The sequence below is a fragment of the Sphingobacteruim zhuxiongii genome, assembly GCF_009557615.1.
GTDB classification, from domain to species: Bacteria; Bacteroidota; Bacteroidia; order Sphingobacteriales; family Sphingobacteriaceae; genus Sphingobacterium; species Sphingobacterium zhuxiongii.
Genome location: NZ_CP045652.1, coordinates 3,084,536 through 3,098,048 on the forward strand (window position 1 = coordinate 3,084,536; position 13,513 = coordinate 3,098,048).

The 13,513-nt window shown below is 38.7% G+C and carries 10 protein-coding genes; 7 read left to right on the forward strand and 3 right to left on the reverse strand.

Going from position 1 to position 13,513, the window contains the following annotated elements; genetic code table 11:
* Positions 1-19: 19 nt before the first annotated feature.
* Together GFH32_RS13035 and GFH32_RS13040 are read left to right on the forward strand one after the other, a co-directional pair.
* Positions 20-913, forward strand: a complete 894-nt coding sequence (locus GFH32_RS13035; protein ID WP_153512014.1) for an EamA family transporter — start codon at positions 20-22, stop codon at positions 911-913.
* Between the two features lie 81 nt (positions 914-994).
* The gene (locus GFH32_RS13040) at positions 995-3,265 is read left to right on the forward strand and encodes an inorganic phosphate transporter (RefSeq protein WP_153512015.1); all 2,271 of its coding nucleotides are present in this window, start codon (positions 995-997) and stop codon (positions 3,263-3,265) included.
* Between the two features lie 65 nt (positions 3,266-3,330).
* Here the strand turns inward: GFH32_RS13040 and mtaB are convergent, their stop codons facing one another.
* On the reverse strand, positions 3,331-4,650 hold the full coding sequence (gene mtaB, locus GFH32_RS13045) for a tRNA (N(6)-L-threonylcarbamoyladenosine(37)-C(2))-methylthiotransferase MtaB (protein WP_153512016.1): 1,320 nt from the start codon (positions 4,648-4,650) through the stop codon (positions 3,331-3,333).
* Positions 4,651-4,766: 116 nt separating this feature from the next.
* Here mtaB and GFH32_RS13050 point away from each other — a divergent pair, with 116 nt between their 5' ends.
* The 3 genes from GFH32_RS13050 to GFH32_RS13060 are packed head-to-tail and all read left to right on the forward strand — an operon-like array spanning position 4,767 to position 7,891.
* Positions 4,767-5,588: a thymidylate synthase gene (locus GFH32_RS13050; protein WP_153512017.1), complete on the forward strand. Its 822-nt coding sequence runs from the start codon at positions 4,767-4,769 to the stop codon at positions 5,586-5,588.
* A 17-nt stretch (positions 5,589-5,605) separates the two neighbouring features.
* Entirely contained in the window at positions 5,606-6,109 is a 504-nt protein-coding gene (locus GFH32_RS13055; protein WP_153512018.1) for a dihydrofolate reductase, read from the forward strand.
* Between the two features lie 45 nt (positions 6,110-6,154).
* The gene (locus tag GFH32_RS13060) at positions 6,155-7,891 is read left to right on the forward strand and encodes a M61 family metallopeptidase (RefSeq protein WP_153512019.1); all 1,737 of its coding nucleotides are present in this window, start codon (positions 6,155-6,157) and stop codon (positions 7,889-7,891) included.
* A 343-nt stretch (positions 7,892-8,234) separates the two neighbouring features.
* Here the strand turns inward: GFH32_RS13060 and GFH32_RS13065 are convergent, their stop codons facing one another.
* Entirely contained in the window at positions 8,235-9,461 is a 1,227-nt protein-coding gene (locus GFH32_RS13065; RefSeq protein WP_153509794.1) for an IS110 family RNA-guided transposase, read from the reverse strand.
* A gap of 112 nt (positions 9,462-9,573) precedes the next feature.
* Positions 9,574-10,080 (reverse strand): outer membrane beta-barrel protein, encoded by a 507-nt coding sequence (locus GFH32_RS13070; RefSeq protein WP_153512020.1) that lies wholly within the window; start codon positions 10,078-10,080, stop codon positions 9,574-9,576.
* Positions 10,081-10,757: 677 nt separating this feature from the next.
* Here GFH32_RS13070 and GFH32_RS13075 point away from each other — a divergent pair.
* The gene (locus GFH32_RS13075; RefSeq protein ID WP_153512021.1) at positions 10,758-12,518 is read left to right on the forward strand and encodes an AMP-dependent synthetase/ligase; all 1,761 of its coding nucleotides are present in this window, start codon (positions 10,758-10,760) and stop codon (positions 12,516-12,518) included.
* A 9-nt stretch (positions 12,519-12,527) separates the two neighbouring features.
* Positions 12,528-13,511: a YihY/virulence factor BrkB family protein gene (locus GFH32_RS13080; RefSeq protein ID WP_153512022.1), complete on the forward strand. Its 984-nt coding sequence runs from the start codon at positions 12,528-12,530 to the stop codon at positions 13,509-13,511.
* Positions 13,512-13,513: the final 2 nt, after the last annotated feature.

Genomic DNA, 13,513 nt, shown 5'->3' on the forward strand with positions numbered 1-13,513 from the left:
TTGCCGTACTTTGCACACTATGAATAAGTCAAAGGGAGCAATTGCAGTATTCTTAGGCGCTGCAAGCTTTGGAATCCTCTCTACATTTGTAAAAAAAGCCTATGAACAAGGTTATTCGCTAGGCGAAGTAACAGGAATCCAAGCCTTTCTAGGAGCCCTCTTTTTATGGATCATATGGATTTTCGCATCCCGATCTAAATCTCAACAAAAATATCCTTCTATATCCCCGAAGTGGAAAATTATCCTTTCTGGAATCAGTACAGGAACAGTTAGCATACTCTATTACAAATCCGTACAATTAGTGCCGGCTTCTCTTGCTATCGTCCTACTCATGCAGTATATCTGGATTGGTCAGTTGATAGAATTCATCTTTTTTAAGGTGAAGCCTTCTATTGGACAGATTATCGGCATTGTTGGAATATTAGGAGGAACCATACTTGCAACTGGACTCCTAGAAGAACCATTATCCTCCTTTTCTGTACCTGGGATTATTTTCGGACTATTAGCTGCGACAGCGTATTCAATTTTCATGATTGTGAACGGTCGTGTGGGAACAGATTACCCTCCAATTCAAAAAAGTGCACTCATGATTACGGGTGCTTTTATCTTAATAGCAATCACTTTACAACCTTTCACCTTGCTTAACAGTGAGGTATTCCTTGGAATCCTCCCTTACGGCCTATTACTCGCGTTCTTCGGCACCGTTATACCTCCCCTATTATTTGCTTATGGCTTACCAAGCGTTGGTTATTCACTCGGAGCTGTATTAAGCGCTGTTGAACTCCCTGTAGCCGTTTGTATGTCCTACCTGATCCTTCATGAGCCGGTATCTTGGCTAAAATGGTTGGGTGTCGCATTTATTCTGCTTATCATCGTCTGGAAGAATATCATCAAACAAAAAACAACGAATTAGTCTTTTAAATAAAAGTGCTGTATTTCTTTAGATCTACAAACCCTTTAATTCTACCAAACAAATAACAATTGAACGTGTAATATGGAAAACTACCTATACCTTGTTCTTATCACGCTTGCTGTTCTAGCAATTATAGACCTAATGGTCGGCGTAAGTAATGACGCAGTAAATTTCCTAAACTCCGCTATTGGCTCAAAAGCAATCCCTTTTAAAACGATAATGATAATCGCTAGTCTAGGAATTCTATTTGGATCCATATTTTCGAGCGGAATGATGGAAATAGCACGAAGTGGCATTTATGTCCCGAGTAAGTTTACATTCGATGATGTCATGGCCATATTCCTAGCCGTCATGATTACCGATATCATTTTGCTAGATATCTTTAATTATTTTGGTTTACCTACTTCAACGACCGTATCCATTGTTTTTGAACTGCTTGGTGCGGCGATTAGTCTTGCAATTTTTAAAATTGTAATGACTGACGGTTCATGGGCGAGCCTTCCCGATTACATCAATACGGAGAAAGCATCAGAAATTGTTTACAGTATATTATTATCCGTCGTCATTTCATTTTCCATCGGGATGTTAGTGCAATACATCTCTCGCGTGTTATTTACTTTCCAATTTGAGAAAAAACTAAAGACCGTAGGTGTATTTTTTGGCGGAATAGCGATGGCAGCCATAACGTATTTCATCTTGATCAAAGGCTTAAAAGAAGTGACTTTTCTAGGCGACGATATTAAGCTTTGGATTAAAAATAACGAATTGCTATTGCTCGCGGGAAGTTTTATCGTCTGTACGATAATCAGTTTTATCATCACCCGCTTAGAGATTAATATATTAAAAGTAATTATTGGAATTGGAACATTTGCATTAGCACTTTCCTTTGCAGGAAATGATTTAGTAAACTTTATTGGTGTTCCAGTAGCTGCTATTCAATCGATCGAAATATTTCAAAACAGCCCGGGTGCGAATCCAGATACCTTTACTATGGATGCCCTCGCTAATTCAAATATCGTTGCGCCATTATGGATACTGTTATGCGCAGGTATAGTTATGGTTATAACCCTCTGGACATCAAAAAAAGCAAAAACGGTTATTGAGACGGAAATGAGCCTTTCCAATCAAAGTGACGGTAATGAGAAGTTCGAGCCTAATTTCCTTTCAAGAACGATAGTAAGAGGATTTATTCGCGTAGGTTCTGTACTGAGCTATGTGATGCCCAAAACTTTACAATCGAATCTGGATAAAAAGTTTGAGAACCCAATGATTGCTGTCGCGCAGAAAAAAGCGAAGAGCAAAGATGAGCCGATGTTCGATATGATTCGTGCTTCTGTTAACTTAATGGTCGCGAGCAGCTTAATCGCATTAGGAACTTCAATGAAACTGCCATTATCGACTACCTACGTGACTTTCATGGTCGCTATGGGTTCAGCCTTCGCCGACCGTGCTTGGGGCCGGGAGAGCGCTGTATATCGTGTCTCAGGAGTGTTCCACGTTATTGGTGGTTGGTTCGTAACGGCCGGATGTGCATTTGCGGGTGCATTTGTCTTCGCATATTTTCTTAAAGTTGGTGGAATCGTCACTTTAGTAATTGCTTTAGTGGTCTTAGCGCTTCTCTTATATCGTAACGCAAAGAGTCATGACCGAAAGATAAAAGCCAAAGCGTTGCAGGAGCTTAATTTAGAGAAATCGGATATTATTTCTTTGCAACAAGTGATGGAAACGAGTGCAAACCAGATTTCCGAAACCTTTTCCAAAGCTAACATATTCTATAAAGATGCCATTGACTCATTGATTAAAGAAGATTTGGAATCCTTAAGTCATAACAAGAAGCTGGTGAAAAGATTAATGAATGACCTCAATTCAACGAATAACTCGATGTACAACTTTATTCGGAGTCTTGATGATACATCTGTTAAAGGCAGTCGTTATTATATTATTTCTCTAGGCTATCTGCAAGATATGATTGAAAACTTAGCTGTGATTAATTCAAATGCATTAGATCATGTTGACAACAATCACAAACCGTTGCGAATTAGCCAAGCCAAAGATTTAAAGTACGTTGTGGAACAATTGGGGGCATGGTTTTCCAAAATTAATATGGCCTACAAGCGTCAAGACTTCAGTAAAATGGATTCACTAATTGAAGAAAGAGAAGGCATACAAGAATATATCAACCTTCTACTAGACAAACAAATCGATAGAATTCGTACTTCAGAAAGTAGCCCAAAGAATAGCAGGCTGTATTTCTCAATTCTGTTGGAAACAAATGAATTGCTAAGCTCAACTTATAAACTTTTAAGATTACATAAGGAGTTTGCATCTTTCCGAAGAAGAAATCAGCAATAGCGTCAAACTAGACATAAAAAAAGGAGCGATCAATGATCGCTCCTTTTTTTATGTCTTAATTATCTTTAATGCACTAATACTTCCGGAATTTCTTCGATGTCAACATCACCGTTTTCAGCTAAACTAATAAATTTGACAGGCACGACCTCATTAACAAGTAATGGATCATAGGCTGTACGAACTTTTACATAATTTCTCGAAAATGCGTGCATGTATCCATCCTTTTCATCTCCTTCAAATAGCACCAAATCAGTTTTACCTAATTGCGATTCATAAAATGCACGACGTTTCTTCTCGGAAAGTATATGCAACATTTTACTACGATCGCTACGTTGAGCTCCTGGAACTGCCCCTTCCATTTGTGCTGCAATAGTATTCTCCCGTTCTGAATACGTAAAAACATGCAAATAAGAAATATCCATGTCGTTCAGGTAATTGTAAGTGTCGATGAAATCTTCGCGAGTTTCACCTGGGAAACCTACAATGACGTCAACACCAATACAACAATCAGGCATCAAGGATTTTATCTTCGAGACTCTCTCGCTATAAAGCTCGCGTTTGTAACGACGGCGCATTTTAGCTAATACTGCATTATTACCAGATTGCAATGGCATATGGAAATGAGGAACAAAACGCTTTGATTGCGCGACAAATTCAATAATCTCATTTGTCAACAGATTAGGTTCGATCGATGAGATACGAATTCGGTCAATACCTTGAACTTCATCTAAAGCTTTCACCAGATCCACAAATTTATCTTGACGTTTTCCATCACGCACTCCAAAATCACCAATGTTAACCCCAGTCAGTACAATTTCTTTCACCCCTGAAGCAGCAATTTCCTCGGCTTGCTTAACAATATCTTCAATCTTACCAGAACGACTCGCCCCCCTCGCTAAAGGAATCGTACAGAACGTACAAGAGTAGTCACAGCCATCCTGAACCTTTAAAAAAGTCCTCGTTCTATCTCCGATGGAGAAAGCAGAAACAAACTGATTAGTTTCATCAATTGGCGCATTATGAACAACTGCTTTTTCATTCTTTGTCAGATCATTGATATGCTCTAGGATATTGAACTTTTCTGCCGCACCAAGTACCATATCAACACCTGGAATTTCGGAGATCTCCTTTGGCTTGAGTTGCGCATAACAGCCAACAATCGTGATATAGGCGTTCGGAGAGTATTTTAATGCTTCTTTTACAACCTTTCTACATTTTCGATCAGCATGATCGGTTACCGAACATGTATTAATAACATACACATCCGCTTGACTATTAAACGCTGTTGTCTCATAGCCGGCATCTTTGAAAACACGACCAATAGAAGACGTCTCTGAAAAATTCAGCTTACAGCCCAATGTGTAGAAAGCAACTTTTTTTCCCATGATATTTTGCAAAAATACACAAAAAGACGCAAAATGTGAGTTGTTGAAAAAATCTGATATTCTGATGATTTAAAAAAAGGTATCTTCGTACCTATTATAAAAAAGGAAACGAACCTATGAGACAGTATTTGGATTTATTAGAGCATGTTTATCAGCATGGTGTTGAAAAGACCGATAGGACTGGCACCGGCACGAAGAGTGTTTTCGGATATCAAATGCGTTTCAACTTGAAAGACGGCTTTCCACTCGTTACAACGAAAAAACTCCACCTTCGCTCGATCATTCATGAATTAATATGGTTTTTGAAAGGTGAAACCAACATCCAGTATTTGAAAGAAAATGGCGTCAGTATATGGGACGAATGGGCCGATGCCGACGGAAATTTGGGGCCAGTTTACGGATCACAATGGCGTTCTTGGCCAAAACCAGATGGCGGGCATATCGATCAAATCAGCCAGGTGATTAAACAATTGAAAGAAACCCCAGATTCACGTCGAATTATTGTGTCTGCATGGAACGTAGCGGAAGTGGAAAACATGGCTTTACCTCCATGTCATGCTTTCTTCCAGTTTTATGTAGCGCCTGCGCAACCGGAAAAAGGAATTTATAAGCCTCAACTTTCTTGTCAATTATATCAACGTAGTGCTGATATTTTCCTTGGTGTTCCATTCAATATTGCATCTTATGCCCTATTGACAATGATGGTCGCTCAAGTTTGCGATATGGAAGCCGCGGAATTTATCCATACTTTAGGAGACGCACACATCTATAGCAACCATTTCGAGCAAACCGAATTGCAACTTTCAAGAGATCCAAAACCTCTACCGAAATTGATAATAAATCCGGACGTGCAGAATATATTCGATTTCAAGTTTTCAGATTTCGAACTAGTAGATTACGAATTCCATCCACATATTAAAGCACCTGTTGCTGTATAATTAGTTTTAAGACACACATGAGTTACCCTACTTTGACATTGATCGTAGCTGCTTCGGAGAATAACGCAATCGGCAAGAACAACCAGATGTTGTGGCACTTGCCAAATGACTTTAAATATTTTAAAAGTCAAACCATGGATCATTCGATCGTTATGGGAAGAAAGACTTTTGAATCTATTGGCAAACCGTTACCAGGACGACGAAATATAGTTATTACACGTCAAGCGACTTTTGAAGCTGAAGACGTTGATGTCGCAAACAGTCTTCAGGACGTCTTTTCTTATTGTAGAGATGAACAAGAAGTGTTCATTATTGGTGGTGCACAAATATATCAACAAGCACTACCGTTAGCTTCAAAAGTGCTGTTAACGAGAGTACATGCGACAATCGAAGATGCGGACGCATATTTTCCGGTACTACCCAGCGACGATTGGGAGTTAATTTCTTCAGAGCCACATAGCAAAGATGAAAAACACCAATACGATTACACTTTCGAAGTTTATAATAGAATTAAAAAATAAAGGGAATGCTTCAATAGCTTCCCTTTTCTCATAAAAGATAAAAGTATGAACCGCAGTATCGATTTTCAAATCTCGTTTATCGAGCCACAGGCACATTACGTAGAGGTCGAAATGCAAATTCAAGGATTTGCGAATACCTATTTAGATGTGAAAATGCCTGTTTGGACTCCTGGATCCTATCTTATCCGTGAATTCGCTAAGAATATTGAACAAGTATCTGCGAAGACAGACAATGCGGAGGATTTGAATATCTACAAAGTATCAAAAAACACGTGGCGAATTGATAATCCAAGCAACAATTTAAAGATTAATTACCGCATCTATAGCTTCGAAAAATCTGTTCGCACAAACTTCATTGATGATTCGCATGCTTTCTTAAGCCCTGCTGGAACATTCTTGTATGTTGATGGATATTTAGAGCACGCTGTAAATGTACATATCGATCTGCCGAAATACTGGACGAAGATCTCTACAGGATTGGCGGAGATTGAAGGCCGTACCAATAGTTTTTATGCTGAAAACTATGATATCCTATTTGATTCTCCAATTGAAATTGGCAATCAAGATACGTGGACATTTGATGCCGCAGGTATTCCTCATGAGTTTGCAATGGTCGGTGTTGGAAGCTATGATAAAGATCAGCTTTCGCAAGACATAAAAAAAATTGTAGAAGAAGAGACGAAGTTATGGGGATCTAATCCAAATGACCGATATGTCTTCATTAGTCATAATTATCAGAGTGGGCATGGGGGCTTAGAACATTTAAATTCTACCGTTTTAGCATCAGGAAGAAACGCATACAGCAATTCAATCGGCTACACTAATTTCTTAAGCCTTGTGGCTCATGAATACTTCCACCTTTGGCATGTAAAAAGACTACGTCCAAAAGCTTTGGGGCCATTCAATTACGAGGAGGAGAATTACACAAGCTTATTATGGATATTCGAAGGCTTCACAGCGTATTATGATAATCTGATTACGCGCAGATGTAACTTCCGAGATGAAACCGACTATTTACAAGCATTAGTAAGTGAATTCAATATGGTATTGAACAAACCTGGGCACCTCGTTCAATCCGTTGGATTATCCAGCTTCGATACTTGGATTAAACATTACCGCCCGGACGAGAATTCACAAAATTCAAGTATCTCTTATTACAATAAAGGCGCTATGCTAGCTTGTATGTTAGACTTGAGTATAATTAGCCAAACCAATGGAGAAAAGCGCTTAGACCAAGTCCTACAGGCCGCATATAAGCAATTCTACCTAATTGAAGGTCGCGGAATTGAAGAAGCGGAATTTAAAAAGCTCGCGGAAGATATTACTGGTACTAATTTAAGCCCAGTCTTCGATGCTGTTTATAACTGTGAAGAAATTGATTACAATGCCTACTTCAATTTAGTGGGGTACCAATTTATCGATCAGAATGAAACGACACAAACGGCAAGTTTGGGAGTCAAAGTTACCCATCATGATGGTAGAACAACCATCAAAAACGTTGATAGAAATTCGACGGCTTGGGAATCCGGCCTAAACGTAGATGATGAGATAGTCGCGGTCAACGGGGTTCGAATTGATCCACAGGGGCGTGAATTAGATTTAATCATCAGTAATTCTCATGTTGGGACTGAATTGAATGTAATGATCGCTAGAGAAGGATTAATAAGAGAAATACAAGTAGTATTAAAAGCAAGCGATCGTGTATCTTATTATATTGAACGCAATCCTAATGCAACAGTAGAGCAACGAGCTCTAGGAGATATTTGGTTATCATTGAACTAGAGTCCGAGCAAAGAGAAATATAAAAGGAACTAAAATTCCTTAGAACTTATGATAATAAAAAAAGGCCCGCTAGTGCGAGCCTTTTTTTTTCTGAAAGTTATTATTGTTTTTTTTAGTAATCCAATAAAATGTTAGACCAGTGATTATTCAAGGGTCTATTCTTTTTGTCCGGATAATTTTGTTTCTGTTTCTTGTGTATGATTATTTATGATGAAATGACTTGATTAATAAAAACAAGAGTATAATTTTTTCTACGAGCTCTAAAGGCATCAACTGTTGGTTCTTAACGTCTGATATCAGTTTTATTTCCGGGGAGTCTAACCACCAAAAAAAGGTCGATCTTTTATTTGTAAGACGTGTTTTTAAGGGTACTCAATTGTTTCTGTAATCTGTCAATTCTTTTAAGTCGTCTATTTTCAAGTATTTTCTTATCCTGTGGATGCAATTGATAGGCTTCATTGTCCCTCAGGACATGGTATGCTGCAATCAAGATCTTATGTGCGATGGCTATTGTAGCCTTCTTCTGACCTCTTCGTGCAGCGATTTGATGATGCTTGACCGCAAGTAATGGATTTGCCTTGGATCTAGAGGCCACCCATGCTGCCTCCACGAGCGTCGTCTTGAGATACTTGTTTCCACGTGTTATTTTCGAGGAGTACTTCTTTCCTGCACTCTCATTGTTGCCTGGGCAAACCCCAGCCCATGAAGAAAGGTTCTGATGTGTTGCAAATTGAGCCATGTCCGTACCGATTTCTGAAACGATTCCCAGTGCCACCCTGGAAGATACTCCAGGGATAGATTCCAGTAGTTCCAGCTCCTTGTGCATGATCCTTGCGTACTGTTCCATCTGAGCCTCTGATTGTGCTATTTGTAGATTGATATGATCGATGGATTGCAGTATTAGGTTCAACATGAAGCGGTGATGATCCGTGATCTTGCCAGTAAGTGCCTTAAGTAGCTCTGCGTGTTTCTTGACCAGCGAACCCTTGGCCATGCTTGCCAATAGCAAAGGATCGAGTTGACCTTTGGCCATCGCCCGGACCATTTCCATGGCGCTTACCCCAAATACGTCGCTGACTACGCTCCTCAGTTTGATGTTGGCGGATTCAAGGATGTTCTGTAACCGGTTCTTTTCTGCGGTCCGCATAGCGATAAGCTTACGTCTATGTCGGAAAAGTTCCCTGAGCTCCCGGATATGTTGTGGTGGGATGAAGCTCCCCTTCAGTAAACCGGAAAGAAGCAGTTTAGTGATCCATTCGCTATCCTTCTTGTCGGTCTTCTGTCCCGGAACATTTTTGATATGCCGGGCATTGACCAGTAGGATGTGAAAATAGTCTTCCAGAACCGCGTAAACCGGTCGCCAGTAAACCCCAGTGCTCTCCATGGCAACCTGTGTAATGGAATGGGCCTGGAGCCATTCCACTAAATTGTACAAGTCATCCGTAAAAGTTAAGAAGGTTTTTGTCTCTGTATCAAAATCACTACCTTTAATGGTAGCAACTACTGTGTCTTTGTGGACATCCAGTCCACAACCACGGTCAAGAATAAAGGGTAATCCGCTGACAGCCATAGGTCTTATATTTATTGGTACTAAGATACCGTTTTGGCTAAATGCCTATTGGGACTATGAGCCCGTGACTTTCATGGCTGTTGGTGATACCCGATGTATCATGAACGTTTTATTAGAATGTGTACCTAACGGAAAAGCCGAAGGTGTCAAAAATTTTGAATCCAGAACTTTGTAAAAAGTCAAAGTGAGGTTTAATATCTAGTGAGAGTGCAATTGGAGCAGATGGGATTTTGTATTCCACCCCTGCTATACCATCAACACTTAATGCAAGTTCCGAATATTTATCATATCGGTTTCCTTTATCGTCCGTGTATGCTTTACCAGCGTAAGAGCCAACACTACCCCCAAAACCCCAAAACCATGAGAAATCATTGGCAATTGGCATGTGATATTCATATAATCCTACCAAACGGAATCTACTGTATTTAGAATTACTTTGAACACTCAAAATACCTTCTATGGCATTTTGCTGATTTAAGCTATAACGATACGTCACACCCGTAGCCGACCCGAAACGAGCACCAATAGCGTGTGTACTTGGCAATTGTGCTTGAGCCATATTAAGTCCCGCAAAAACGGTCAAAACTAGAATGATTGTTAATTGTAATGTTTTCTTCATAAATTTTTAAAATATCTGAACGCCCAAATGTAGCATTTATTTTTAAACGGAAAAAACCGGGTTTAGGTATACTGCTTTAAGTAAATCCTCAGGTTAATCTGATAAATCACTCATTTTAAGTCATTAAAATTAGTGGAATGCTTCTCAACCCGTCACGCGACGGGCTTTATAATAAAAGGGCAATATTCAATCAAAAACGCCTAGAATAAATTGAATTATTGAATCAAATTCCTCATGAAATTTGGCTCGATCTTAAAGGAATAGCTGCCTAAGTCGATAGATAGCATTATTAATTGAATGCAACAACTCTTCAAAAACCAGCAGTAAAATCAGAGAATGACAGAACACTGTAGTTTTATCACAAATATTAAACTAGATATCCATTTTTTTCCTAACTTATTAAACTTGCATTAAGGAAATAATTTAGACTTGAAATGAAGCTAACGAAGGTATAACGTTAGATATATTTAGGTTTGAGTTAATTATAAACACATCACCAACATCTTTAAAAAAGATGTTTAAACAAAAAAGATATTCAACTGATTTTAAACATCATGCGGATATACATAGCACAAATATTACTCTGCTAGCATAGTTTTTATTTAAAAAAAACAATATATTAGTCAGACCTAAGCTATGAAAATTATAAACTGTTATTTAAACGAAGGGAATAAAGTATGAATAAGTTCAAAAGATTATTTGATATTATCATAAACTATAAGACAGAATTTGCAAAAGACATCATGGTTGCTGGACGTTCTGGCGACAATTGGAAAACATATTCTACTGCAGACTTTGTTGATATCGTAAATAACCTGAGTAAAGGATTACTAGCTCGAGGAATTAAGAAAGGAGATCGTATCGCTATCATGTCGGGAAACCGTCCTGAATGGAATTTTGTCGATTTTGCTTGTAATCAACTTGGTGTTGCAACTGTACCTCTATATCCAACGCTCTCTAGTCAAGATTTAGTCTACATCATCAACGATGCGGAAGTTAAGATGCTATTTGTAAGTAACGAAGATCTTGCGGATAAGGCTGATATGGCGATGAAAGAGAATAATATCGACATTGAGACCTATACTTTTGACAAATTAGAGGGACGTAAATTATTTCTCGAAGTCGCAGAATTAGGGAAATCACAGGAAATTGATTTACAACCCTATAATGATGCTGTAGACGCCGATGACTTACTAACGTTGATCTACACTTCAGGAACAACCGGAAAACCTAAAGGCGTCTTCCTGTCGCATGAAAATTTACTGAGCAATGTTCAAGCCTGTAATCATTTGATCACCGATGACTACAAGAAGGCGTTAAGCTTCTTACCGCTTTGTCATATATTCGAACGTATGGTTGTATACATGTATTTCTCACGTGGTGTACAGATCTATTATGCTGAAAATCTCGATAATATCGTTGCCGATATCAATGATGTTAAACCTGATTTATTTACAACTGTTCCACGTGTACTAGAGAAGGTTTATGATAAAGTGGTTGCTAAAGGCAAAGACTTAACAGGTATTAAAAAATCACTATTCTTCTGGGCATTAGATCTTGGACTCAAATATCAAGAGCCGCTGAAGAACTCTGCTTGGTATAACTTTCAATTAGGAATAGCAAGAAAACTCATATTCTCTAAATGGCAAGAAGCCCTAGGAGGTAATATCAAAACGATCATATCAGGAGGTGCCGCCCTTCAAGAGCGTTTAGCACGTGTCTTTTGGGCAGCAGGAATTAAGGTTCTAGAGGGCTATGGACTCACTGAAACATCCCCAGTAATTGCTGTGAACTCTTGGAAAGACGAAGATGTGAAATTTGGAACGGTTGGGCGTGTCTTAAAGAATTTGGATGTGAAAATTGCGCAAGACGGCGAAATTATGGTCAAAGGGCCAAGTATTACCAAAGGCTACTATAAAAATGATGAGGCTACAAAAGAAGCATTCGATGAGGCTGGATATTTCCATACTGGAGATATCGGCGAATTGACACCTGATGGCTTCTTACGCATCACCGATCGTAAAAAGGAAATGTTCAAAACTGCTGGTGGTAAATATGTTGCCCCGCAAGTACTTGAAAATAAATTAATGGAATCCACTTTAATCGCACAAGTAATGGTCATCGGTGAGAATCAGCGTTTCCCTGCTGCATTGATAGTCCCTGCTTTCGAGGAATTGGAAAAATATTGTAAACATAAAGGCATCCCATTCAGCTCGAAGCAAGAAGCAATTAAGCAGGGGGAAGTTTTAACAAAATATGAGCAAATTATTTCACAGGCAATGGCTAACTTTGGACATTGGGAACAAGTGAAGAAATTCAAACTTCTCGATAAGGAATGGACCATTGACAACGGCGAGCTAACACCTAAGTTAAGCCTAAAACGCAAGGTTATCCTTCAGAAAAATGAAGAATTAATTAAAGATATTTATAAGGAATAATCGTACCCTATGATAAACACTATTTGGACCAAACTAAAGGAATTTTGGGAGCTATTAGTTAATGCTGTAAATGGGTTTATCGAAGACAATTGCATGAAGCTTAGTGCTTCATTAGCTTACTATACCGTATTTTCAATAGGTCCATTGTTACTGATATTAACGTGGACCTTAGGTTTTTTTTACGGTGAACACCTGGATGGAACAGTTGGAGCGCGTGATCAAGTCATGGACGAACTCAGCGATCTATTCGGACGAGAAATTGCCGCTACCCTTGAATCTACAGTCTCCAAGATATCGCTAGATAGTAAATCCAATATCGGAATTATTATAGGTACTGCGACCTTAATGTTCACATCAACGACAATCTTCGTCGATATCCAAAATTCAATCAACACAATCTGGAAAGTAAAACCAAAGCCTAAAAAAGGTTGGTTAAAACTTATTATCAACCGACTGATTTCTTTCTCTATGATTCTAGGGTTGGTATTCTTGTTAATGGCTTCTTTAATTGTAAGTAGTTTGATCGGAATCATGACAGACTATTTCAATAGATTTATTCAGAACTGGGATATCAGCTTGATCGATATGGTGAACACTACCATTACTTTCGTAGTCATTACAACACTTTTCGGTATTATTTATGCCTTCTTACCAGATGCAAAAGTTCGATTCAAAGACATTTTGGGAGGAGCAATCTTCACTTCTTTGCTGTTCATGTTAGGTAAATATGGTATTTCCGTTTATTTGAGTCAAAACATGACCGCATCATCTTACGGTGCTGCAGGATCAATTATAATCTTATTAGCATGGGTATATTACTCTTCTGCTATCCTATACTTTGGAGCCGAGTTTACTAAGGAATATGCTATCAAATATGGTAAAGGTATCCAACCGTCTTCATTCGCCGTATTAGTTAAACAAACTGAGTTAGAAATTGACCCTGAAACGGGCATTAGAGAAGTCGTAAAAAAACATAACGACCCTGTTCAATAGTT

Excerpts from the sequence above, each read along its gene's own strand:
- mtaB (WP_153512016.1), bottom strand. The coding sequence starts at position 4,650 with ATGGGAAAAAAAGTTGCTTTCTACACATTGGGCTGTAAGCTGAATTTT.
- GFH32_RS13040 (WP_153512015.1), top strand. The coding sequence starts at position 995 with ATGGAAAACTACCTATACCTTGTTCTTATCACGCTTGCTGTTCTAGCA.
- GFH32_RS13065 (WP_153509794.1), bottom strand. The coding sequence starts at position 9,461 with ATGGCTGTCAGCGGATTACCCTTTATTCTTGACCGTGGTTGTGGACTG.
- GFH32_RS13050 (WP_153512017.1), top strand. The coding sequence starts at position 4,767 with ATGAGACAGTATTTGGATTTATTAGAGCATGTTTATCAGCATGGTGTT.
- GFH32_RS13080 (WP_153512022.1), top strand. The coding sequence starts at position 12,528 with ATGATAAACACTATTTGGACCAAACTAAAGGAATTTTGGGAGCTATTA.
- GFH32_RS13035 (WP_153512014.1), top strand. The coding sequence starts at position 20 with ATGAATAAGTCAAAGGGAGCAATTGCAGTATTCTTAGGCGCTGCAAGC.
- GFH32_RS13075 (WP_153512021.1), top strand. The coding sequence starts at position 10,758 with ATGAATAAGTTCAAAAGATTATTTGATATTATCATAAACTATAAGACA.
- GFH32_RS13070 (WP_153512020.1), bottom strand. The coding sequence starts at position 10,080 with ATGAAGAAAACATTACAATTAACAATCATTCTAGTTTTGACCGTTTTT.
- GFH32_RS13055 (WP_153512018.1), top strand. The coding sequence starts at position 5,606 with ATGAGTTACCCTACTTTGACATTGATCGTAGCTGCTTCGGAGAATAAC.
- GFH32_RS13060 (WP_153512019.1), top strand. The coding sequence starts at position 6,155 with ATGAACCGCAGTATCGATTTTCAAATCTCGTTTATCGAGCCACAGGCA.